Genomic DNA, 22309 nt, shown 5'->3' with positions numbered 1-22309 from the left:
TTCGGCTCGGCCGCAGACGCGGATGACCGCGCGGGCGCGGACGGCGGCGCAGGCGTAGGCGCGGACGGCGGCGTAGGCGCGGGCGCGGACGGCGGCGTAGGCGCGGGCGCGGACGGCGGCACGGGCGCAGACGCGGGGGAACGCTCGGACGACGGCGCGGGCGCAGACGCAGGCGGCGGCGCAGGCGCAGACGGGGCGGACCGCTCGGACGACGGCGCGGGCGGCGATGTGGACGACGGCTCGGACTGTGGCTCAGGCGGCGGATTGGCCATACCCGATTCTCACTCACCGACACCACGCCATCACTGGAACACTTGCACCGTGCCGGTGGCCGACCGCCGTCACCGCACCCCTAGGGCCTCGCGGCCCGACCGGCGATTCCCTTGTCCTGCCGTCGGACCGGGCCGAGGGAGTGCCCGACCCGGGTCATGTGGGAGTGGGACGGGTGATGTCGTAGACGATCCAGCTCGACACGCACACGCCGTGCCGCCGCCCCTGCCGAACCGTCGACCCTGATGGTGACGCTGCCGCACGGGGCCCCAGCTGGGGTCGGCGGGAAACTGACCAGGGCCGCTCCGGGCCGGTCCCACAGATGGGGCAGCTCGACAGCGCCGCACCGGGACCCCGGCGGCCACCCGACAGAAGCCCCGCGGCGCGAGGTGGCCGGGAGGCCGGCGGACGGGTGCGGGGCCCGTCCGGTGCGATGATCGGACGATGGCAACGGCAACGGCAACGGCGACGAGCCCCGCGCACCGGCCCACACCGCGATCGCGCCGCGCAGTCCCCGGTCCGGTGAGGGCGGTCGGGGTCGCGATCGCCGGCCTCGTCCTGCTCGGCGCCTGCGCGCCGGGGCCCGGCCCGGTGCCGGCAGACCCACAGCCGGCCAGCCCACAGCCGGCCAAGCCCCAGCCGGTCGACACGATGCCGATCGATCCCCCGCGGCTCGTCCCGCGGCCGGGCGGACCGGCGCCGCGCGACACGGCGTCCGACCTTGCGGGCGAATGCCCGGAGTCCGGCGTACGGATCACGTCACCGGGCAGCAGCGCCGCGATGGGACTGCGGGCGCTCAGTCTGCTACTGGTCAACTGCGGCACGAAGCCCTACCGGCTGAACGGCTACCCGGTGCCGCGTCTCTACGCCGGCGACGGCGACCCGATATCCGTCCGGGTCGTCGACGGGGCCAAGGAGATCACGTCGGGCTTCGACGCCCCGCCCCGGCCACTGACCCTGCGGCCCGGCGAACGGGCTGCGGCCACCGTGCTCTGGCGCAACCTGGTAACCGACTCGACGGTCGTCGCCACCAACGGCGAGCACCTGGAGATCGCGCCCGCCGAGGGCCGGCCCGCGCAGATGGTGGGCCTGGACGGGCCGGTCGACCTCGGCAACACGGGCCGGATCGGGGTCAGCGCCTGGAAGAAGGCGACCGACCCGGCGCCCTAGCTGGTGACGTCCTTGCGGGTGAAGCGCCAGAACGCCAGGCCCCAGAACAGTGTCGCGTAGCTGATCGCCGAGATCGCCCCGCGTACCACGTCGTCGGTCTGCACCGGCGTCGACAGCAGCCCCAGCCAGGCGGTGCTGTAGTGCGTCGGCAGGAACGCGCGCAGCGCGCCCAGGGCGGTGATCTGGTCGAGGATGCTGGAGAGGATCCAGAGCAGCACCGCGCCGCCGACCGCGCCCAGCGCGGCGTCCGTCACCACGGACAGCAGGAACGCCAGGCCGGCCACCACCAGGAGTACGACCGCCAGGTAGCCGAGCACGCCCAGCAGCCGCAGCAGCCCCTCGCCCGGTTCGAGCTGGGCCGCCACCGTGCTGCGCAACGGCTCCCAGCCGTAGCGGAGGGTGCCGATCAGCAGGGCGGTGCCAGCGAGCAGCAGCAGTGCCACGGCCGAGTAGACGAGCGCGACGAGCAGCTTCACCGTCAGCAGGCGGGCCCGGGGCACCGGCACCGCCAGCAGGTAGCGCAGGCTGCCCCAGCTCGCCTCGCTGGCCACCGTGTCCCCGCAGAACAGCGCCACCACCACGACCATCAGGAACGACGCCGAGACGAAGATGGTGAAGAGCGTGAAGTTCAGCCCGCCCGACGTGGCGAACTCCACCAGGCTGCCGAACTCGCCCCGCCCGTTGTCGTCGTCGCCGCCCGTGTCGAACTGGAACGCGATCAGGATGATCAACGGCAGCAGCACCATGAACCCGAGCGCGAGCTGCGTACGCCGCCGGGAGGCCTGCCGCCGGAACTCGGCGCCGAACGGCAGGGTCGCCGAGGGCCGGTAGCCCGCCGCCGCTCCCACCGTGGGTGACGTGCCCGCCATCATCGGTCCCCGCTTCCCCGAGAGTTCTCGCCCACCAGGGCGAGGAACGCGTCCTCCAGGCGGCGCCGCGGCACCACCCGGTCCACCCCGATGCCGGCCCGGACCAGCTCGGCGACCACCTCGCTGCGGGCGGTGCCGTTGGTGTCCACCACGAGCTGCCCCTCCCCGTCGGGGAGCACCCGCACCCCGTCCAGGCCGTTCAGCACCGCCCGGGCGGCCTCCGGGTCGGTCACGTCGAAGAGCACGCTGGGCGACTCGCCGACGATCTCCTCGACCGGGCCCGAGGCGACGATGCGGCCCTTGTTCACCACCACCGCGTGGGTGCAGGTCTGCTCCACCTCGGCGAGCAGGTGGCTGGAGACCAGCACCGCCCGGCCGTCCGTGGCGTAGCGCTGGAGCACCCGGCGCATCTCCGCGATCTGCGGCGGGTCGAGCCCGTCGGTCGGCTCGTCGAGCACCAGCAGCTCGGGCAGGCCCAGCATCGCCTGCGCGATGGCGAGGCGCTGCCGCATGCCGTGGCTGTAGTTGTTGGTCCTGCGGTGCACGGAGTCGCCCAGGCCCGCGATCTCCAGGGCCTCCTCGAAGTGCGCGTCCTCGGCGGGCCGGCCGGCGGCCCGCCAGTACGCCTTCAGGTTGTCCAGCCCCGACAGGTGCGGCAGGAAGCCCGGTCCCTCGACGAGCGCCCCGATCCGGGACAGCACCGGCGACCCGGGCACCAGCCGGTGCCCGAAGACGTAGATCTCGCCGGCCGTCGGCTGGGTCAGCCCCATCAGCACCCGCAGCGTGGTGGTCTTGCCCGCGCCGTTCGGGCCGAGCAGGCCGACGACCTGACCGGGGTGCACCTCGAAGTCCACGTTGGAGACGGCGACGAAGCCGTCCGCGTACTCCTTGCGGAGCTGCCGCACGGCCAGCGGGACGCCCGCGTACGCCGGGTGGATGGAGCTGTCCTGGCGGCGGTGCCGACGGCGGACCACGGCGACGACCACGACGAGCCCGACGACGATCGCCGCGACCAGGCCGGCCAGCACCCAGCGCCACACGGTGGCGGAGGTGGGGATGGGGTCGCCGGCGACGGTCGGCAGGCTGACCGCGCCGGTGGCCGCGACGGTGTGCACGGCCGGTTCGACCGGGGTGGCGTACGCCTGGTCGGAGGTCGCCACCACCACGCGCAGCCGGTGCCCGGACTCGATCCGGCGCACGATCGCCGGCAGGGTGACGGTGACCGGCCGCGCCGCGTCGATGGTCGGCGGCAGGCCGGTGAGCCGGACCGGGGCGACCAGGCCGTTGGGCAGGGTTGCCGCGCCGTTGGGGTCGACGTCGTAGAGCTTGACGAAGAGCACCGCCTCCCCCGTCGGCGACGCCGCCCGCACGTCGACGGTCGGGGCGCCCACCACGTCCACCGCCTCGGCCAGCGGCTCCGACTCGAACCGGGCGTGCTGGCCGGGAATGTCGCCGGCCACGCCGCCGAGCAGCGACGACAACTCACCGGCGAAGGGCACCGAGGAGATGGCGGCCGGGTTGCGTGACGGCGGATTGGCGACGGGCTGGGCGGGGCCGGCCACCGGCACGCTCCGGCGGGCCGTGCCGGCGACGCCGGGATAGTCGGCGTAGCGGTAGCCGGTGGCCACCAGGCCACGGTCGAGGGCGTCGAAGCCGGCGATGCGGGACCAGGTGAAGTCGTCGCCCGGGGCGTCGCCCTCGCCCTTGACGTAGTGGTCGAGCCACTGCACGGTCAGGAACTTCACCCGGTCCGAGTCGGTCTTCGGGCCCTCACCGCCGTCGTGCCCGCCGGTGAACCAGGCCACCCGGACGGGGGTGCCGGCCGCGGCGATGCCGCGCGCGTTGGCGTCCGCCTCGCCGAGCGGAAAGAGGGTGTCGGCCTCGCCCTGCACCAGCAGGGTCGGCGCCTTGATCCGGTCGAGCACCCCGGCCGGGCTGGAGCGGCGCAGCAGGTCCACGGCGGCCTGGTCGGCCCTGCCGGTGGTGGCGATCCGCAGGTACGCGGCGCAGATGTCGGCGGCGAACCGGCCGCAGGCCGGGTCTCCCGCCCCGGCGGGGGCGCGCCCCGGACCCGTCCCCGGACCGGCGCCCGGCCCCGGGCTGGGCGGGCCGGCGGAGGCCGGCGCCCCCTCGGGCTGCGCGGCGCTGTTCCCGGAGAGCCCGGCCGGCCCGGAGCCGACGTTGCCGCCGCCGCCGAAGAACAGCCCGGCCCAGCCGGACTTGAACACGCCCTCGGTGGGCTCCTTGCCGCTGCTCTCCGGCAGGAAGGAGCGGGACAGGTCGTTCCAGGTGATCATGGGCACGATCGCGTCGACGCGCTGGTCCTGCGCGGCGAGCAGCAGCGCCAGGCCGCCGCCGTACGAGCCGCCGACGACGCCGACCTTCGGGTCCCCGGCGGCGTCGGTACGGATCTCGGGCCGGGCGGCGAGCCAGTCCAGCAGCCGTTCGGCGTCCCGGACCTCGTAGTCCGGGTGGTCCAGGTGGATCTGCCCGCCGCTGCGGCCGAAGCCCCGCGCGGTCCAGGTGAGCACCGCGTAGCCGCGTCCGGCGAACTCCTCGGCGTCGGCGCGGACGGACTCCTTCGTGCCACCGAAGCCGTGCGCCAGCAGCACCGCCGGCACCTTGTTTGCCGCCGATGCGTCCTCGGGCAGGTAGAAGGTGGTGTCCAGGTCGACGGGCTCGTTCCCGGTCGGCCCGGAGGAGACGTTCACGAACGCCGCCTCGGTGCGGACGGCCGGCCCCTGCGGCAGGACGGCCCAGGTCACGGCAGCGGCGAGCAGCACGACGACCGCCGTCGCGGCGACGGCGCGTCGGCGGGTGGGCAGGGCACGCCGGATCCACGCGGCCGACAACGGCGATCTCATTGGGCACACGGTACGGCCCGGATCCTGAGCGTTGGCTGAGATCCTCCGTACGTCCGTCCGGTTGATCCGATCGGCGTCGCGCCGGCGCGGTCCAGACCGTCTCACGGAGATGAATTCGGATCATGTGAATTCCGATGTTCGTCGGAAATCCACTCCGATCCATCCTTGCCACTCTCTGACCCGGCACGGAAGGTGTCCGATGAGTGACCCTGCGGTTACTTCGGGCTTCGTGACGCAAAGCTGACCGTCCGGCGGCCGGAACGGCCCCCGCTGGTCGGTTAGTTTTCCGGTCCGGTGCACGGGACTTCGCCGTCGACCCCCCGCCACCCCCACCGATCCCGTGCTCCCGCCGGAGGAGACAGACATGACCGTCCCCGCACCGCCGGCCCGCCGGCGGCCCACCGCGGTGGGCCGCGTACTGCCGCTGCTGCTCCTCGTCGCCCTGCTCGCGCCGATGACCCTGCTGTTCGTCCAGACCTGGGGACTCACGGCCGACGACCGGGACCTGGCCGACCGGGAACGGCTGGGCGTGGAGTACCTGCGCGCCCTCGCCCCGGTCACCCACGCCCTGGTCGAGGCCCAGTCCGCCGCCGTCGCCGCCCGGCCCGTCACCAGCGAGGCGCTGACCCGCGCGGTCGAGGCCGCCGCCTCCGTGGACGCGCGGATCGGCGACGAGTTGCGCACCCAGGAACGCTGGGCGGGCCTGCGGGCCAGGATCGAGGCGCTGGGCGCCCGCGGTCCCGCCGACCCGGAGACGGCCTTCACCGCGTACGGCGAGGCCACCGACCTGCTGCTTGCCCTGCACGGCAAGGTCCGGGAGACGTCCGGGCTCGTCCGCGACCCCCGGCCCGACTCCTTCTTCCTCCAGCACGCGAGCCGGGACCTGCCCGAGGCGGTCGTGGCGGCCGGTCGGCTGGCCGACCTGGCCGTGCTCGCCGCCCGCCGGCCCGCCGCCGAGCGGAACCGGACCGCCGTCGAGATCGCCGCCCTCCGGGTGGGCGTGCTCGCCCCGGCCGGTGACCTGGTCGCCGACCTCCGGGCCGCCGTGGACAACTCGGAGAGCGCCGACCTCGGCCCGAGCGTGCTGAACCCGCTCGACACCTACCAGCGGGCCGTCGAGACGTTGGCCGCCCACTCCGCGCCGGCCGGTCGCGACGCGGAGACCGACCAGGCCCGGATCGCCGGCGCCCGGCGGAACGCGCAGGCCGCCGCCGAACAGCTCCAGCCCGTCATCCTGGACGAACTCGACGCGCTCCTCGCCGGACGCTCCCGCGACCTGGACCGGGACCGCTGGCTGACCGTGGCGGCCGGCGCGCTGGCCGTCCTGCTGTGGGCGGCACTGGGCGCGGTGTGGCTCGCCGCCGCCCGGCGGGGCCCGGGGCGCGCGGCACAGGCCCGACGCGAGCGGTACGGCGCCGACGCCCCGCCGGAGGACACGCCGTGGCAGCCGGCCGCCGGCCGGGGTGCCGAACCGCGTCAGCTCCAGCCGGCGGGGTCGACCCGCGAACCCGGCGGCGCGCAGTGGGGGCCCTCCGATGCTGCTCGCTAGGCTCCGCATCCGGGGCAAGCTCGCGCTGCTCGTGGTCATCCCGCTGCTCAGCATGGTGGCGCTCGCCGTGCCGGCGGTGCTCGACCGCGTGGCCGCCGCGCAACGGGCCGGTGACATCGCCGACCGGGTCCGCGTCGCCAGCCGGATCGGCAGCCTCGTGCAGGACCTGCAACAGGAGCGCGTCCTCTCGGTCGGGCTGCTGCTCGGCCGGGTCACCCGGAGCGAGCTGATGCAGCGGACCGCCGGCGTGGACGACCGGGTCGCCGACCTGCGGGCCACCTCGGCAGGCCTGCTGCCGCCGGAGGTGACCGAGGCCCTGCACGGCGTACGCGGGCTGACCGACCTGCGTGCCGCGGTGCTCGCCGGCACCGCCACCCCGGACCAGATCATGGCCGCGTACGGGCCGGTCAGCACGGGACTGATCAACGCGCTGCGGCTGCCGTTCGGGGTGGACACCGAGACGGCGGCCGGGCGGCAGGTGCTGGCCCTGGACGGGTTGCTCCGCGTCGACGAGGCGATGGGCGCCTGCGCCACCCTCATCGTGCTCGTCAAGGCCACCGGCTCGCCCCGGGTCAGTGCCTCGTACGTCGCCTGCATGGCGGGGCTGCGGGCGGACAACCAGGGGTTCCGCAGCCTCATCACGCCGGAGCAGTTGAAGCTGGTGACCCTGAACGACGCGGCCGTGGCCGCCCGGACCAGCGCGGACTTCCTCACCAGGAGCGCGCTGGACCCGGCCGCCGCGACCAGGGACATCCCGCTGGACGCGCTCTTCCCGTCGGTCCGCTCGATGATCACCTTCGGGCAGTTCATCGAGAAGAAGCTCGTCGCCGACGTCATCGCCGAGGTGACCGGGCAGCAACGCCGGGCGCTGGCCGAGGCGTACCTGGTGGCGGGGATCGTCACCCTGATCCTCGCCGTGGTGGTGCTGCTCAGTGCGGCCGTCGCCCGGACGGTGGCCCGGCCGCTGACCCGGCTCACCCGCTCCGCCGACCGGGTGGCCCGGGTCGCCGAGGCGGAGCTGACCCGGGTCGCCGACGACGAGACCGAGGGCGCCGCGCCGGTACGCCTCGACCCGGTCGACGTACGGGCCCGCGACGAGATCGGCGACCTGGCCCGCGCGTTCGACCGGGTGCAGAGCACCGCCGCCCGGCTCGTGGAACGGCAGGTCGCCGGCCGACGCAACGTGGCCCAGATGTTCGGCCACGTCGGCCGCCGTACGCAGAACCTCGTGGGCCGGCAGATCGCGCTGATCGACCGGCTGGAGCGGCAGGAGACCGACCCCGGCCGGCTGGAGCACCTGTACCGGCTCGACCACATCTCCAGCCGGCTGCGCCGCAACGCCGGCAGCCTGGTGGTGCTCTCCGGCTCGGCTGGCGCCGACCCCCACGTGGCGCCGGTGCCGCTCGCGGACGTGGTCCGGCTGGCGCTCGGCGAGATCGAGGACTACACCCGCGTCGACGTGCAGGTCCCGCCCGGCGTGTCGGTGGCGCCCGGCGCCGTCGGCGACCTCGTCCTGGCGCTGGCCGAGCTGATGGAGAACGCGACGGTCTTCTCCCCGCCGCACACCCGGGTCACCGTGGGCGGCGAGCCGACCGGCTCCGGCGCCCGGCTGACCGTGGTGGACCGGGGCATCGGCATGGCCCCGGAGCGGCTGGCGGAGGAGAACGCCCGGCTCACCCGGCGGGAGCGGCTCGACCTCGCGCCGACCGAGGTGCTGGGGCTCTTCGTGGTGGGCCGCCTGGCCCGCCGGCACGGCTGGCAGGTGCGGCTGACGCCGACCGCCGGTGGCGGGGTGACCGCGCACCTGGACGTCCCGGAGACGTCGCTGGTCGTCCACCGCGCCGAGCGGGCCGGCGTGACCGTGGCGCGGGCCGCCGTACCCACCCGCGACCGGCGCTCGCCCGACGAGCCGGAGGCCGCCCGGCCCCGCGCGGCGGTCGGCACGGCACCGTCCGAACCCCGCGCGACCGTCGGCACGGCGCCGTCCGGGGTCGGCGCGGCGCCGGAGGCTGCGCCGTCCGGGTTCGACGCGGCGCTGCTGAGCCGCGCCACCCGCAGCCTGGAGTCCGGCGCCTCCTGGGACGCGTTCACCTCCACCGGTGAGCCGGCCGGCGTCGAGCTGCGGGCACCGGCCGGCACCGGGCCACGGGGACCGGCCGCAGCCGCCCCGCCGGGCATCCGGCAGCGGGTACCCGGCGCCACCCTGCGCCCGGCCGGGCCGCCGGCCCCGTCGGCCGCCCCGCCGGTGAGCGGGCCGGTGCCGGTCACCGACGCGGACCCGGCCGCCGCCCGCGCCCTCGTCGAGGCCGTCGAGTCGGGCGTACGCCGGGCCGAACTGGGCCGGGGCACCCCGGACGGCACCGCGCCGACCGGGCTGACCCGGCGGGTGCCCGGGGCGAACCTGACCGCCACCCCGGCCCGTCAGCCCGACAGCCCGCCCGAGAACCCGGACGAGGTCCGCGACCTCCTCACCGAGTTCGAGGCGGGCGTCGCCCGCGCCCTGCGCGAAGTCAGCCAAGACCACCGCTACGAAGAGGGAACATCACGGTGACCAGCCCCTTCCTGCACGACAACGTCGACCACCAGAACCCGGGCGCCGGGGACCTGAGCCCGGAGGCGCGCACCTTCAACTGGCTGCTGGACTCCTTCACCTCCAGTACGGCCGGCGTGCTGGAGGCGATCGCCGTCTCGTCGGACGGGCTGCTGATGGCCATGTCTGCGATCAAGGACCGCTCCAACGCGGAACGGCTGGCCGCCGTGGTCTCCGGCATGACGAGCCTCGCCGGCGGCGCCGCGAGCTGGTACGCCCTCGGCGGGCTGAACCGGGTGGTCGTGGACATGGCCGAGGGCTACCTGCTGATCAGCGCGATCAGCAGCGGCTCCGTGCTCGGGGTGGTCGCCGACCGCTCGGCGAACCTCGGCACCGTCGCCTACGAGATGACGCTCTTCGCCGGGCGGGCCGGCGGCGCCCTCACCCCGAGACTGATCGCCGAGCTGAAGAACGCCGCCCAGCAATGACCCCCGAGGTCGCCGGCGAGGGACCGGATCCGGAGCCCACGGTCCGGATCCGGCCCTACCTGCGCGCGTCGTCCCCGCACGACGCCCGGCCCGGCCTGCCGGCGACCACGGCCGCGCCGGCGACCGAGGACGGGCCCGCAGGCCCGCGCCCGTTCGTGCTCACCGCCGGGCGGGTGGCCGGCGCCGACCCGGCGATCGGGCTGGAGACGCAGGTGACCGCCCGGCCGGCGACCGACCGGCCGGCGTCGCTGACCTGGCTGGCACCCGAGTTGCAGGCGATCGTCTCGCTCTGCGACGAGCCGATCTCGGTCGCCGAGATCTCCGCCCGTACCCGGTTGCACTTCGGCGTGACCCGGGTGCTGGTCGGCGACCTCCGTGCCGCGGGCCACCTCGACGTGCACGACGGCGCCGACGCCCTCGACCCCGACATCATCCTGCGAGTGATTGATGGACTCCGTGCGATCTCCTGAATGGCCGGTCGCCCCGCTGGGCGGGATCGCCGCCAACAGCGCCGCCACCCGGTACGGCTCCCCGACGGGGCCGCAACCCGCCGCGTCCGCTCCGCCGCCGCACCGGACGCCGGCCACCGGGGTGGCCGCGGTGCCCCGGCCCACGCCGGCCGCCGCACCGCCGATCCCGGTCAAGATCCTCATCGCCGGCGGCTTCGGGGTCGGCAAGACCACCACGGTCGGCGCGATCTCCGAGATCGCCCCGCTGACCACCGAGGCGGAGATGACCACCGCCGGGATCGGCGTCGACGACCCCGGCGTACGCTCCGCGAAGACCACCACCACGGTGGCGATGGACTTCGGCTGCGTCACCATCGACCGCAGTCTGAAGCTGTACCTTTTCGGCACGCCGGGGCAGGCCCGGTTCGGTTTCATGTGGGACGACCTGGCCCGGGGGGCGCTCGGCGCGCTCGTCGTGGTGGACAGCGCCCGGCTCGACGACTGCTACCCGGCGATCGACTTCTTCGAGCGGGCCGGCCTGCCCTTCGTGGTCGGCGTGAACGCCTTCGACGGGCGGCTGGCGCACGACCTCGACGCGATCCGGTGGGCGCTGGCCGTCGGCGACCACGTGCCCCTGGTGCAGTTCGACGCCCGGGACCGGCTCTCGGTGCGGGACGCCCTGCTGGTCGTCCTCGACCGCGCACTCGAGCGGGCCACCCGGGAGGGAAGGTCCTGAACCGCTGCGGCGGTTCGACCCGTTTCACGAGAAGGGGTGGTTCGTGATGAGAGGTGGACTGGACGAGACACTGGCCCGGATGGCGCGCCGCGAGGAGGCGTTGCGGCGGCGGGCCGCCGAGGCGGAGCCGGCGGGCGGGGAGGCCGCCGGGGCGCCGGAGGCGCGGGGCGGATCCGAGCCGGGGCGCGCCGACGTCCGGGGCGAGGGGCGCAACGCCGGGCCCGGCTGGGCCGACACGCGGCGGGGCGCGGAGCACCGCGACCCCGTGGTGGAGGTCGCCGAGGCGGTCCGTCGCGTGGTGGCCGGCCACCCCGGCACGGCGGTCAGCATCCGGGTCGAGCACGACGGGCAGGCGTACCCGCTGCGGGTCGCCTGGACCGACGCGGGCGTGACGGTCGACGTGGAGGCCCCCGTGCCGCCGCCGGCGTGGCCGATGTCGGTCAAGACGGTGCCGGCCTGGACGCCGGCCCAGGAGGGGCCGACCCCCGACCCGGCGGCGCGGCTGGCCGAGCTGATCCGCCGCGACCCCTCCCTGCTGGGGGACGGTGACGCTCCTCGCGGAGCACGGAACGCCCCGGGAGCGGGCAGGGCGTGACCACGGCGGCTAGGGTCGGGCGGTGGCGGAACCCGACCTGACCCTGACCGCGAGCCTGCGGCCGGCGGCCCTCGACGCCCGACGGGGCGTCGTCCGGCTGCACCCGGAGGTGCTCACCGCGCTGGCGCTGCGCCCCGGCGACCCGGTGCGGCTGGCGGGCCGGCGGGTGACCGCCGGCATCGTCGCGCCGGCCGAGCCGACCGCCAGCACCGCGCTGCTCTACGCCGACGACCTCATGCTGGGCAACCTCGGCATCCGCGACGGCGCCCAGGTGACGGTGAGCCGCCTGCCGGTCACGCCGGCCCGTCGGGTGCTTCTCGCCGGTCCGGCGCAGATCGCCGCCGTGGTCTCGCCCGAGATGCTCCGGCTGGCCCTGCTCGGCAAGGTGGTGACGACCGGGGACGACGTGTCGCTGCTGCCGCAGGACGTGCTGCCCGACGCCTCGGTGCGCAGCCTGGTGGAGGCCGCCCGGCGCAGCCTCTCCAACAGCGTCGGGTACGCCTGGACCAGCACCCTGCTCGCCGTGGTCGCCGCCGAGCCCGACACCGGTTCGCTGGTCACCATGGACACCGTCGTCGGCTGGGAGCACGGCCAGGCGACCCACGGCTCCGCCGGCACCGGACCCGCCCCGCAGGGGCGCCGCCTCGACGCGGGCCCGACGGCGAACGGGACCGCCCCGGGCCGGGCGGCTGCCACGGGTGGCGTACGCCTTCCGGGCCCCGTGGACGCCACGGGACGCACCGCCGGGAGCGTCGACGACGCGCCGCCCGCCGTGGACGAGCTGCCCGGGCTGCGGTCGCAGGCCGAGGAGCTGACCGAGCTGCTCGACCTCGGCTTCCACCACCGGGAGGTGCTCGGCCGGCTGGGCACGACCGTCTCGCTGGGCGTGCTGATCGCCGGGCCGGCCGGCTCCGGCAAGGCCGCGCTCGTACGGGCCGTGGCCGCCCGGGTCGGGGCCCGGGTCAGCCCGCTCTGGGCTCCCGAGGTGGCCGCGCTGACCAACCAGGCCGCCGCCGACCGGCTGCGCGCCGCCGCCGCCGAGGCGCGCGCGGACGGCCCCGGGGTGCTGCTGGTCACCGACGTGGAGGCGCTCGCCCCGGCGGACGGGCCGGGACCGGTGGCGACCGTGTTCCGGCAGGTGGTCGCCGAGACCGTACGGGCGGGGGCGGCGGTCGTCTGCACCACCGGCCGACCCGAGGCCGTCGACCCCGCGTTGCGTGCCCCGGACCTGCTCTCGCTGCGGATCAGCGTGCCGCTGCCGGACGCGGCCCTGCGCCGGGAGCAGTTGACGGTGTTGACCCGGCAGGTCCCGCTCGCCGACGACGTGCGGCTCGACGAGGTCGCCGGGCGTACCCCCGGCTTCGTCGCCGCCGACCTGGCCGCGCTGCTGCGCGAGGCCGGGGTGCGCGCGGCGCTGCGCCAGAAGTCGGCCGAGACGCCGACGGTGGCGATGGCCGACTTCACCGCCGCGCTGGAGGTGGTCCGCCCCACCACCATGGCCGCCTCCACCCTGGAGTTGGCCTCGGTGACGCTGGACGACGTGGGCGACCTGACGGAGGTCAAGGAGACGCTGACCGAGTCGGTGCTCTGGCCGCTGACCTACCCGGACACCTTCGCCCGGCTCGGCGTGCAGCCGCCGCGCGGGGTGCTCCTCTACGGCCCACCGGGCTGCGGCAAGACCTACCTGGTCACGGCGCTGGCCGGCTCGGGGCGGGCGAACGTGCTCTCGGTGAAGGGCGCGGAGCTGCTGTCGAAGTGGGTCGGTGAGAGCGAGCGCGCGGTCCGCGAGCTGTTCCGCCGGGCCCGGGAGGCCGCGCCCACCCTGATCTTCCTGGACGAGGTGGACGCGCTCGCCCCCGTACGCGGCCAGGCCAGCGACGGCGGCACCACCGACCGGGTGGTGGCCGCGCTGCTGACCGAACTCGACGGCGTGGAGACGCTGCGCAACGTGGTGGTGGTCGGCGCGACGAACCGCCCCGACCTGGTGGACCCGGCGCTGCTGCGCCCGGGACGGCTGGAACGGCTGGTCTACGTGCCGCCGCCGGACGGGCCGGCGCGGGCGGAGATCCTGCGCGCCTCGGCGCGGAACGTGCCGCTGGCACCCGAGGTGGACTTCGTGGAGCTGGGCGACGAGTTGGACGGCTTCTCGGCGGCGGACTGTGCCGCGCTGGTGCGCGAGGCGGCCCTGGCCGCCATGCGGGAGTCGCTGACGGCGTCCACGGTCACGGCCGCGCACGTGGCGGCGGCCCGCGCCCGGGTCCGCCCGTCCCTGGACCCGGCCCAGGTCGCCTGGCTCGCCGCGTACGCCGAGAAGCGGGCCGGCTGACCGGCCGGGGGTGACGGGCGCTGTCGGGCCGACGTCGTGGACGACCCGTCAGTCGGTGGGCAGGAGGGGGCCGAGGGGCCCGAGGTCGAGATTCAGGTCCTCGGGCGTGAGGCCGAAGTACTCGCGCAGCCCCGCCATCTGCTCCTCCAGGGCCATCAGCGTGGTGCCGATCCGTTCGATCTGCTCCTCGGTGAGGTCGCCGAGGTCGACCCGGCGCAGCGCCTGTCGCTCCATGAGCTGCCGCAGCAGCTCGATCACCGTGAGCACGAGGCTGGCCAGTCCCCGCTCGACGCCGTCCCGGTCGATGGCGAGCCGACGGTCCAGCGGCGTCACCCGGGGCGGCTGCCACCGGGTGTCGCCGAGCGCCGCGGCGAGCTCGGCCGCCTCGTCCCGCCGGCCGCCACCGCCGCCCGGCTCGTCCCGGCGGCCGCCACCACCGCCCGGCTCGTCCCGGCGGCCGCCACCACCGCCCGGCTCGTCCCCGCGGGGGCCACCGCCGCCCGGTCTGCCCACGCCCACTCCGCCGCCCCCGCCACCCGGGCCGGTCGCGCCGTCCGGGCGGCCGTCCGAGGCGGTCACGGCCACGTCCCCGGCGTCCCGGCGGCGCTCGGGGCGGCGTCGGGCAACTCCGGCGGGGCGAGCGCGCCGACGGAGGCGACCAGCGCGCGCAGGGAGATCCGGACCAGGTCGATGTCGGCGATGGCGATGGTGATGTCGCCGCTGATCACCACGCCGGTGGCGAGGACCCGGTCGAGCAGGTCGACCAGGGCCACCGGCCGGTAGGCCAGCGGGTCGTCGGCGCTGCTGGGGGCGAGCGACGTGGTCACCACGCCGGCCCCCGGGCCGTCAGCACGCCGGCTCCCGTACGGTGAGCGCCGGCTCGGCGGGCCGCTCCTCGGCGAAGGAGTACGGCGGCCACGGGCCGGTCAGCTCCAGCCGGATCTCCGGGTGCCGCCCGGCGAGCGCGCCGACCAGCTGGCGGAATCCGACGACCGAGCCCTGGCCGACCAGGTACGCCCCGTTGAGCACCATGGCGGTGGGCGCGCCGGAGAGCCGGCGGTCCTGCGGGGGGTGCCGGCGGACGGCCACCGCGTGCCCGGCCAGTGCCTCGTGCACGGCGGAGGCGGCGTCGGCGGCGATCCGCTGCCCCTCCTCGCGCGCGTTGAGCTGGGCCCGGCGCCGCCGCAGGTACGCCGCCCCGGCGCCGCCCGACCCGGCGGGCTCCGCCGCGCGGGGCGTCGCGCCCGGCACGACGTACCCCTTGACGCCCCACTCGTCGTGGCCCGCGAGCCGGTCCAGGACGGTGCTCAGCTCGACCCGCCGGGCGGTGAGCTGCGCCGCCACCCGCGCGTCGTCGTGGTGGACGGTGGCCAGCCGGGCGGGCACCACGGCGCCGTGGCGGGACAGGGCCGCGACCACCGCGTGGTGCGTCCGGGCCGCCCGCTCCAGCCAGGCCAGGTCCTCCAGGTTCCGGCGCAGCGCCTCCTCGCCGTACTCGGACAGCGGCGCGGCGCTGACGACGGCGACCAGGCCGGCGGCCCGTACCGCGCGCACCGGGGCGCCGTCCATCCCGGCAGTGGTGGCGAGCAGGGCGGGATCGACGTCCCGCGCCACGCCGTGCAGCCACACCCCGACGCCGGGGCTCACCGGCCCGGTGGTGGGCGCTAGGTCAGCCGTCGAACTCATCCCGCTCCTCCCTGCGGGCGGCCGTCCGGGCGACCCGGGGGCGGCGTTCCGCCTCCACCTGCTCCGGGTCCCGTGGGCCGGGCTCCACCGGCGGCCTCGCCCGGGAGCTGAGCCACGGGTCGTGCTCCCACCAGTCGATGCCGATCTGCCGGGCCGTGTCGACCGAGGCGATGACCAGTCGCAGCTTGAGCGTCAGCAGCTCGATGTCGAGCAGGCTGACCCGGATGTCGCCGGCGATCACGATGCCCCGGTCGAGCACGCGTTCCAGGATGTCGCCGAGATTGGCCGGCTCGTGCCCGGCGGGCAGGACCTGGCCGGAGTTCTGCACCACCGGGGGCGGCTGCACGCTCACCTCAACCCACCTCGCCCTTCCCGCGCTGGTAGCGCCGCACCCGCCGGTAGCCGAGCAGGCCGCCCTCCAGGTCCAGCTCCACCTCGTAGAGGCCGAGCAGGTCGGTGGAGCTGGGGATACGCCGGTCCTCGATCACCTCCACCCCGATCAGCCAGCCGTCCCGCGACGACTTCAGCGAGGTGGTCCCCACCGGATCCCGGCTGGTCAACTCGACGATCTGCCGCATCCCCTCGCGCGCCGCCTCGGCGGCCGTGATGGGTTCGAGGTACTCCTCCTCGTCGTCGTACCGGTCGTCGTCGACGGGCTCGCTCCTACGCGCCCGACCCCCGTCGCCGCGGATCAGACCCTCCATCGCGCTCACCTCCCCTCGCCGCCGCCGCGCGACACCCGCCGCGAGCGTTCGGTGCCGACCTGCCGCGCCCGTTCCGTACCGGTCCGCCGCGCCCGACCCTCGCCGGGCTGCGGCGCTCGTTCCGTGCCGGCCTGCCGCGCCCGGCCGGAGGCGGACTGCCGCGCCCGGCCGGAGGCGGACTGCCGCGCGCGGTCCGCGCCGGACTGGTGCCGGGGTCCGCCGTTCTGCCGACGGGACCCGGGGCCGTTCCGGGCCGGGGCCCGGCCCTGGGCGGGCTCCGGCCGCTGGACACCGCCGGTCAGCCGTTCCAGCACCTGCTGCTGCCCCCGGTCCCGTTCCGCGGCGCTGATCTCGCCCGCCGCCGCCGCCGCGTCCAGCGCCTCCAGCTCGCGCCGGACGTCGACGGGGTTGCGCTGCCGCGACTCCGCCTCCCGGGCGATCACCTTCACCACCGCGGTCAGCCCCCGCACCGGCGCGTACGGCAGGGTCAGCAGCGTCCACAGGATGTCCACCGGTCACCCCATCAACTGGTGGGCGCTGACGAAGTCGTACGGCGCGAGCGGGCCGAGCAGCCGCATCCGGATCAGCTCCCGGCGCTGCTCGGCGTACTCCTCGACCGCCGAGACGAACTCGTCCTCCCGGTCCTGGTCGACCAGGAAGGCGGCGTTCGACGCGTCCAGCTCGTTGCTCGGCGGCCGGGGCGCGCTCGCCACGACGAGGGGACCGAGGGTGTCGACCAGTTGCCGGTTCTCCGCCTCCCGGCGCAGCTCCACCGCCTGGCTGATGATCTCGCCGAGCCGGATCCGCTGCGTCCGGGTGGCCGCCTCCGGCTGCCCACGCACCTGGTCCGCCAGGTCGGCGGCGCCCGGGTTGTCCGCCAGCACCGCCGCGATCAGGTTCGCCTCGTCGTAGCGCCCGTGCACGGTGTACTGGATCCGGCCCTCGAACTCGTCGAGTGCGGCGGCGAACCGCTCGTGGTGCGCGTCCAGCAGGTCGGCGACCGCGTCGGGCCCGGTGACGACCGTGCCGAAGCGCACCGGCAGCACCGGCGCCACCGCCGCCGTGCCGTCCACCAGTTCCTGGTACGCGGTCAGGTCCGCCGGCCGGCCGAGCGGCTCGGTCAGGCTCACCTCGCTGACCAGCGCGGCCAGGTCGTCGTGCCGGACCGCCGTCACCTCTCCGGGCGGGTCGCCGACCCCGGCGGCGTCCGGGGTCGGCTCCACGTCGGAGGGCACGATGCCGTAGATGAACAGTCCGGTCTCCTCGGCCATGCTCACCGCTCCTCGTCCCGTCGCCGCCGGGGCCGGTCGCGATCCCGGTCCCGATCGCGGTCCTGCTCGTCCGAGCCCAGCTCGCCGACGGCGTCCTTGATCGCGCCGACCGTCTTGCCGATCCCGGAGACCGCCTTGCCGGCGCCGACCGCCCCCGAGGCCCCCTCGACCAGGTCGGGCAGCCCCTTCTGGCCCTTCGGAGTGATGTCGAACCGGTCGACCGCCTCGGCGAAGCGCAGATAGGTCTCCACGCTGGCGATGACGATCCGGGCGTTGATCTCCACCAGCTGGATGCCGACCACCGCGATCGAGACCTGGGCGTCGATCACCACGCCCTTGTCCAGCACGGTCTCCACGACATCGGCCAGGCCGGAGCCCCCTCCGCCGCGTTGCAGGGCGCCGCCGCCCTGACCCTCACTCGTCGCGATTGTCACTCCCGCTCCTCCCGTCGACGGCGGACCACGGGACGCCGGGGCGCTTCCGGGGAACGGCGGGCCCGGGGCTCCTCACGGGAGCGGGGCTCCTCACGGGGCTGCGGGCGGCGGGCCCGCTCCGGGGCACGGCGGCGCGGCGGGGGCTGTTCCTCCTCCGGCTCCTCCTCCTCGTACTCGTCGTAGTCGCCCTCGTCGTACTCGTCCTCGTACTCCTCGTCCTCGGCCGGGCGACGGCGCTGGGGCGGTCGGCGGCGGCCACGCTCGGCGGGCCTGCGCTTCTCGCGCGGCTCCTCCTCGGCCTCCTCCTCCTCGGGCTCGGGCTCGCGCTCGCGCCGGCCGCGCTGCTCGCGCTCCTGTCGCTCCTCGCCCTCCTCCTGCCCCTCGCGTTCCTGCTCCTCGCGCTCCTCCTGCCTCTCGCGCTCCTCCTGCTCCTCGCGCAGCGCGGTCTCGTGGTCGCGGACCACCCGCGAGTCCTCGATCTCGCCGCGCCAGCCCTGGACCGAATCCGGATCGAGGACCGTCCGGGTCATCACGTGCCGGACGAAGTGCTTCAGCTCCAGCCGGGCGCGGCGGCCCTGGGCCCGCCACAGGTTGCCGGTGTGCTCGAAGAGGCCCTGCGGGTGGTACTCCAGCACCACCAGGATCCGGGTCAGGTCGGGCGACAGCTCGTGGAAGCTGACGGTGCCGTCGACGGAGCCCTTCTCGCCCTTCGAGCGCCAGTGGATCAGCTTGTCCGGGATCTGCCGGACGATGGTGGACTCCCAGGTGCGGTGCGACCAGAAGACCTGCGCCTTCCAGGTCAGCTTCTCGTTCGACTCGGTGTCGACGTTCTCGACCTTCTTCATGAAGCTCGGGAAGTCGCCGAACTGGGTCCACTGGTCGTACGCGACCCGGACCGGCACGCCGACCTCGATCGCCTCGACGATGTTGGTGACCTTGACCTTCTTGCCGCCACCCTTGCCGCCCTTGCCGAGCGCCGACATGACCTTCTCCTTACCGCCGGCCAGTCCGGCATGGACCATCGCCTTCACCGGTGAACCGCCCTCCGCGATCTTCTGCGCGCCGGTGGCAGCGGCGATCAGGCCGGGACCGCCGCCCTGCTTCGCGTAGTCGCTGAGCCGGCCGGTCGCGCCCGTGATCCGCTCGGTCACCACCCGCATCGCGCGTTCGCCGATGGCGCTGGCCAGGTTGCGTGCCTCGCCGGCGAGCTGGCCCCGGACCTTGTCCCCGAGTCCGCCGGGGTTCGTCGTGTCCGGCATGGTCACCGCCCCCGCCGCTGGTCGCCGGCGTCGCGGTTCCGCTGCCCGCCGTCGCCGTCGCGCTCCCGCCCGCCGTCGCCGTCGCGGTCCTGCTCCCCGCCGTCGTCGTCGCGGTCCTGCTCCCCGCCGTCGTCGTCGCGCCCCTGCTGCTCGGCGTCGCGGTCCCGGTCCGACCGGTCGCCGTCGTCGCCGGCGCCGGCGCCGGCCCCGCCCTTGCGGCGCAGCGCGTCGGCCGAGCCGCGCAGCTTGCCGCTGATGGCATCGATGCCGCTGCCGGCGGCGGCGGTCGCGGCCGCCTTGGAGGCGGCGGCGAGCGGGCCACCCAGGCGGCCGAGGCTGCTCAACTGGGGAGACGACTGAAGCAGGTTGCCGCCCGCCTTCAGCAGTCCGCCGGGCTCCCGACTGGCCCGGCCGGCCGCGACCGCGGCGGCCAGGGTGAGGGCGGTACGCAGCTTGCGCCGGCGGCCCAGCAGGTAGCCGAAGCCGACCGCGAGCCCGATTCGTGCTCCGCTCTTCATCAGTTCTCCTTCGCTCCCCGGAGCGCCGGACACCTGACGGCAATGGTCGAAAAAATGGCCGCCGGGGATCAGCACGCGCCGGACCGCACATCAGGTGTCCCGTTTAATCGGACCCGACGGGCAGTACCCGTTGACCTATCGGCGAAACACTCCCGTGCTTTGCCGCACCATTCACCCGGGCCGGAGCGCGCGCCCTACAAACCGCTCAAAGCCGACATGGATGCAGCGCCGAGCAGGAAGAACGTCAGAAAGGAAATAGATGCGGAACGGCCGTCACATGGCCGGCAGCGTCGAATCGAGGCATATCTCGGCGCGCACCGCACCGCCACTTTCGCGCAATTTGGCGCCACACTTCTTGAGCACGGAAACGGCGCCGTGGTTGTCGGGGGTGGTCTCCGCGACCACCAGTCGCATTCCGGCCGCCGCCGCCTCGTTCAACATTTCGCGCAGGGCGCCCGCGCCGATTCCCTGGCCCCGGGCGGAGCGGCCCAGCCACATCCCGGTCTCGACCGTGCCCGGCTCGTCGCGGCGGGTCATCCGGATCATCCCGACCACCTCGCCGCCGGCCAGGATCGCGTACATGCAGGTGCCGGTCGGGCCGTCCAGACCTCCGAAGCTCGCCCGGTGGAACTCCCGGAACGCCTCCCGCCGGGCGCACGACCAGCCCGCGGGGGCCTCCACCGGCGGCATCACGTCGCCAGGCTCTGCTTCCGCAGCCGCTACGGAGAGCAATGGTTCCAGGTTCTGCTCGTCCACCGGCTCCAGCCGCACCGTTCCCGCCACGTGCCGCAGTCTGCCGGCCCCACCGGCCCAAGTCCACCCCATCGGGCCCCGACTGGCGGTCCGGCGGAAGGTACCGGCCGGTCGGCCCGCATCGTGTTCCGCCTCACGCTCCGCTGTCGACCGCCCGTCCGGCCCGATGACGGGCGGCGGGCGCGCCCGCCCGCGGGGCCGTCAGGGTGCCTCGGCGTCGAACTCGCAGAGCACCACGGAGGCGTCGTCGGCGGGCTTGTGCCGGCGCAACCGGTCCGGATGGTCGCGCTCGGCGACGCGTACCCGGTCGATCAGCGCGCCGGGGTCCTCGGCGGTCGCCACGTCCAGCAGCCCCGCCCAGTCGAGGACGCCGAACTGCTCCACCAGGGCCGACGCGCCGTCGCTGAGCAGCGCCGCCCGGCGTACCGCGCCCGGCCCCCGCACCGGCATGGTCCCGGTCACCGCGTGGAACGCCGCGTCCGGGTCGGCGGCCGCCACCCAGTAACCGTGGGTGCGGTTCATCCGCGCCCGCTGCATGTCGACCGCCTGCCGCATCCGGGTGGCCCGGTCGGCGCCGCCGGCCGGCAGGGCCGCGACCATGGACCGCAGCTCCGCCGTGGCGGCGTCCAGTCGGTCGTCGGTGACCACGTCGACCCGACCGTCGGCGTCGAGCACCAGTGGGCTGTCGCAGAGCACGAGGTAGTCGAGGTGGTCGCCCCCGTCGCGCAGCAGGCAGACCGTGCTCGACGGGGTGCCCGGATGGTCCAGGTCGCACCCGTCGCCGTGGTCGGCCCGGACCGCGAGGATCGCCGCCGCCAGGTTGCTCATCAGGGTCGCCGTCGGGCGGACCGCCTCCGCCAGCCCGAGCCGGGCCGCGAGGTGCCGGACGTACCAGGCGGTGCCGTGCGCGCAGCCCGTGTCGAAGCCCTCCGGCACGCTGGCGCCGTCCAGTACGCCGACCAGCGGCCCGAACCGGAAGACCAGGTCCTCGTTGACCGCCCGGCCGGGGGGCGGCGCGGACGCGGAGCGTACCCGCATCGTCCGCGCCGCCCCGACCACCCGGGTCGCCTCAGCGGCGACGGAGGTCGTCGGCGGTCTCATGCGCCTGCCCCTGCATCTGGTGGGCGGCCGACCGGCCCTGATCCCGGACGGCGGACGCGCCACTGGCGGCCGTCGAACCGACCGCCCGGGCCGCGTCCTGCGCCGGTCCGCGCATGTTGTGGCCCACCTCGTGGCCCATCTCGCGGCCCACCTCGCCGGCCTGCTCACGCAGGTGTCTGGCCTGCGCCCGCAGCTGGTCGGAATGCTCGCCGACCATGTCCTTGGCCTGCCCGGCCCACTGCCGTTCGGGACGGCTGGGCGGGATCAGCGACGAGACCAGCAGCCCGGCGCCGAAGGCGATCAGGCCGGCCGCCAGGGGGTTGCCCTGCGCCTGCTGGCGGGACTGCTGCCCGAGCGAGCGGGCCTCCTCCCGCACCGACCCGGCCATGTGCGACATCTGCTCCCGGGACTGCTCCCCGAACGCCCGCGCCGAATCGGCCGCGTGCGACACCCGTTCCCGGGACTGCCCGCCGAACTCCCGCGCCGAATCGGCCGCGTGCGACATCCGCTGACCTGTCGCCTGCGACATCCGCTGTGCGGCGCCCTGCCCGTCAGACTGCACGCCCATCACCTTCTCCCTGGCCCGGGTGAACGCGCCACGGGCCTGCCCGACGCGCTCACCGGCGATCCGCCGCGGGTTGACCTTGTCGGCCAGCGCGTCGACGTCGCTGCTCAGTTCGTTCCGGGTGTTCTCGATCTCCCACCGGATCCGGTCCGGATCGTTGGACATGATCTGC

The 22309-nt window shown here is 75.5% G+C and carries 23 protein-coding genes; 8 read left to right on the top strand and 15 right to left on the bottom strand.

Annotated features, from left to right (window positions below; all coding sequences use genetic code 11):
- Nucleotides 1-714 precede the first annotated feature (714 nt).
- Nucleotides 715-1440 carry a DUF4232 domain-containing protein gene (locus tag RM555_RS11620; RefSeq protein WP_311411746.1) on the top strand — a complete coding sequence of 242 codons (726 nt, stop codon included), beginning with the start codon at nt 715-717 and terminating at the stop codon, nt 1438-1440.
- Here RM555_RS11620 and RM555_RS11615 read toward each other — a convergent pair.
- Together RM555_RS11615 and RM555_RS11610 are read right to left on the bottom strand one after the other, a co-directional pair.
- Nucleotides 1437-2312, bottom strand: a complete 876-nt coding sequence (locus RM555_RS11615; RefSeq protein WP_311411745.1) for an ABC transporter permease — start codon at nt 2310-2312, stop codon at nt 1437-1439. The genes RM555_RS11620 and RM555_RS11615 overlap by 4 nt on opposite strands.
- The gene (locus tag RM555_RS11610; RefSeq protein ID WP_311411744.1) at nt 2309-5173 is read right to left on the bottom strand and encodes an alpha/beta fold hydrolase; all 2865 of its coding nucleotides are present in this window, start codon (nt 5171-5173) and stop codon (nt 2309-2311) included. The genes RM555_RS11615 and RM555_RS11610 overlap by 4 nt, the downstream gene beginning before the upstream one ends.
- A gap of 364 nt (nt 5174-5537) precedes the next feature.
- On the opposite strand from RM555_RS11610, the gene RM555_RS11605 reads away from it, so the two are divergent.
- Genes RM555_RS11605 through RM555_RS11575 form a run of 7 tightly spaced genes read left to right on the top strand, consistent with a single transcriptional unit; the run spans nt 5538 to nt 13846 of the window.
- A complete protein-coding gene (locus RM555_RS11605) occupies nt 5538-6722 on the top strand; it encodes a hypothetical protein (protein WP_311411743.1) in 1185 nt (394 codons plus the stop codon).
- Nucleotides 6709-9273: a sensor histidine kinase gene (locus RM555_RS11600; protein WP_311411742.1), complete on the top strand. Its 2565-nt coding sequence runs from the start codon at nt 6709-6711 to the stop codon at nt 9271-9273. Before RM555_RS11605 ends, RM555_RS11600 begins: the two co-directional genes overlap by 14 nt.
- Entirely contained in the window at nt 9270-9740 is a 471-nt protein-coding gene (locus RM555_RS11595; RefSeq protein ID WP_088998136.1) for a roadblock/LC7 domain-containing protein, read from the top strand. The genes RM555_RS11600 and RM555_RS11595 overlap by 4 nt, the downstream gene beginning before the upstream one ends.
- Complete coding sequence (locus tag RM555_RS11590; protein ID WP_311411741.1) at nt 9737-10210, top strand: DUF742 domain-containing protein; 474 nt, start codon at nt 9737-9739, stop codon at nt 10208-10210. The genes RM555_RS11595 and RM555_RS11590 overlap by 4 nt, the downstream gene beginning before the upstream one ends.
- On the top strand, nt 10188-10925 hold the full coding sequence (locus RM555_RS11585; RefSeq protein WP_132239958.1) for a GTP-binding protein: 738 nt from the start codon (nt 10188-10190) through the stop codon (nt 10923-10925). Before RM555_RS11590 ends, RM555_RS11585 begins: the two co-directional genes overlap by 23 nt.
- Nucleotides 10926-10971: 46 nt before the next feature.
- Nucleotides 10972-11520, top strand: a complete 549-nt coding sequence (locus RM555_RS11580; RefSeq protein WP_311411740.1) for a hypothetical protein — start codon at nt 10972-10974, stop codon at nt 11518-11520.
- A gap of 22 nt (nt 11521-11542) precedes the next feature.
- Nucleotides 11543-13846 (top strand): AAA family ATPase, encoded by a 2304-nt coding sequence (locus RM555_RS11575; RefSeq protein ID WP_311411739.1) that lies wholly within the window; start codon nt 11543-11545, stop codon nt 13844-13846.
- 48 nt (nt 13847-13894) lie between these two features.
- On the opposite strand, the gene RM555_RS11570 is transcribed toward RM555_RS11575, so the two are convergent.
- The 13 genes from RM555_RS11570 to RM555_RS11510 form a co-directional block, all read right to left on the bottom strand.
- The gene (locus RM555_RS11570; protein WP_311411738.1) at nt 13895-14359 is read right to left on the bottom strand and encodes a gas vesicle protein K; all 465 of its coding nucleotides are present in this window, start codon (nt 14357-14359) and stop codon (nt 13895-13897) included.
- A 62-nt stretch (nt 14360-14421) separates the two neighbouring features.
- A complete protein-coding gene (locus RM555_RS11565; protein ID WP_311411737.1) occupies nt 14422-14676 on the bottom strand; it encodes a gas vesicle protein in 255 nt (84 codons plus the stop codon).
- A 16-nt stretch (nt 14677-14692) separates the two neighbouring features.
- Nucleotides 14693-15532, bottom strand: a complete 840-nt coding sequence (locus tag RM555_RS11560; RefSeq protein ID WP_311411736.1) for a GvpL/GvpF family gas vesicle protein — start codon at nt 15530-15532, stop codon at nt 14693-14695.
- A complete protein-coding gene (locus tag RM555_RS31160) occupies nt 15516-15884 on the bottom strand; it encodes a gas vesicle protein (protein WP_225852198.1) in 369 nt (122 codons plus the stop codon). Before RM555_RS31160 ends, RM555_RS11560 begins: the two co-directional genes overlap by 17 nt.
- 1 nt (nt 15885) lies before the next feature.
- A complete protein-coding gene (locus RM555_RS11550; RefSeq protein ID WP_311411735.1) occupies nt 15886-16236 on the bottom strand; it encodes a gas vesicle protein GvpO in 351 nt (116 codons plus the stop codon).
- Between the two features lie 5 nt (nt 16237-16241).
- Nucleotides 16242-16748 (bottom strand): gas vesicle protein GvpG, encoded by a 507-nt coding sequence (locus RM555_RS11545; RefSeq protein WP_311411734.1) that lies wholly within the window; start codon nt 16746-16748, stop codon nt 16242-16244.
- Nucleotides 16749-16751: 3 nt separating this feature from the next.
- A complete protein-coding gene (locus RM555_RS11540) occupies nt 16752-17507 on the bottom strand; it encodes a GvpL/GvpF family gas vesicle protein (RefSeq protein ID WP_311411733.1) in 756 nt (251 codons plus the stop codon).
- 2 nt (nt 17508-17509) lie between these two features.
- Nucleotides 17510-17941: a gas vesicle protein GvpJ gene (gene gvpJ, locus RM555_RS31155; protein ID WP_311411732.1), complete on the bottom strand. Its 432-nt coding sequence runs from the start codon at nt 17939-17941 to the stop codon at nt 17510-17512.
- Complete coding sequence (locus RM555_RS11530) at nt 17938-19200, bottom strand: SRPBCC family protein (protein WP_311411731.1); 1263 nt, start codon at nt 19198-19200, stop codon at nt 17938-17940. Before RM555_RS11530 ends, gvpJ begins: the two co-directional genes overlap by 4 nt.
- Before the next feature lie 2 nt (nt 19201-19202).
- On the bottom strand, nt 19203-19718 hold the full coding sequence (locus tag RM555_RS11525) for a hypothetical protein (protein WP_311411730.1): 516 nt from the start codon (nt 19716-19718) through the stop codon (nt 19203-19205).
- A gap of 273 nt (nt 19719-19991) precedes the next feature.
- Entirely contained in the window at nt 19992-20501 is a 510-nt protein-coding gene (locus RM555_RS11520; RefSeq protein WP_311411729.1) for a GNAT family N-acetyltransferase, read from the bottom strand.
- A gap of 171 nt (nt 20502-20672) precedes the next feature.
- Nucleotides 20673-21572 carry a hypothetical protein gene (locus RM555_RS11515; protein ID WP_311411728.1) on the bottom strand — a complete coding sequence of 300 codons (900 nt, stop codon included), beginning with the start codon at nt 21570-21572 and terminating at the stop codon, nt 20673-20675.
- Nucleotides 21541-22302, bottom strand: a complete 762-nt coding sequence (locus RM555_RS11510) for a DUF3618 domain-containing protein (protein WP_311411727.1) — start codon at nt 22300-22302, stop codon at nt 21541-21543. Before RM555_RS11510 ends, RM555_RS11515 begins: the two co-directional genes overlap by 32 nt.
- Nucleotides 22303-22309 lie beyond the last annotated feature (7 nt).

The sequence above is a fragment of the Micromonospora reichwaldensis genome (assembly GCF_031845925.1).
GTDB classification, from domain to species: domain Bacteria; phylum Actinomycetota; class Actinomycetes; order Mycobacteriales; family Micromonosporaceae; genus Micromonospora; species Micromonospora reichwaldensis.
The sequence above is the reverse complement of the archived record's forward strand: the minus strand, read 5'-3'. Positions and strand labels throughout refer to the sequence as shown.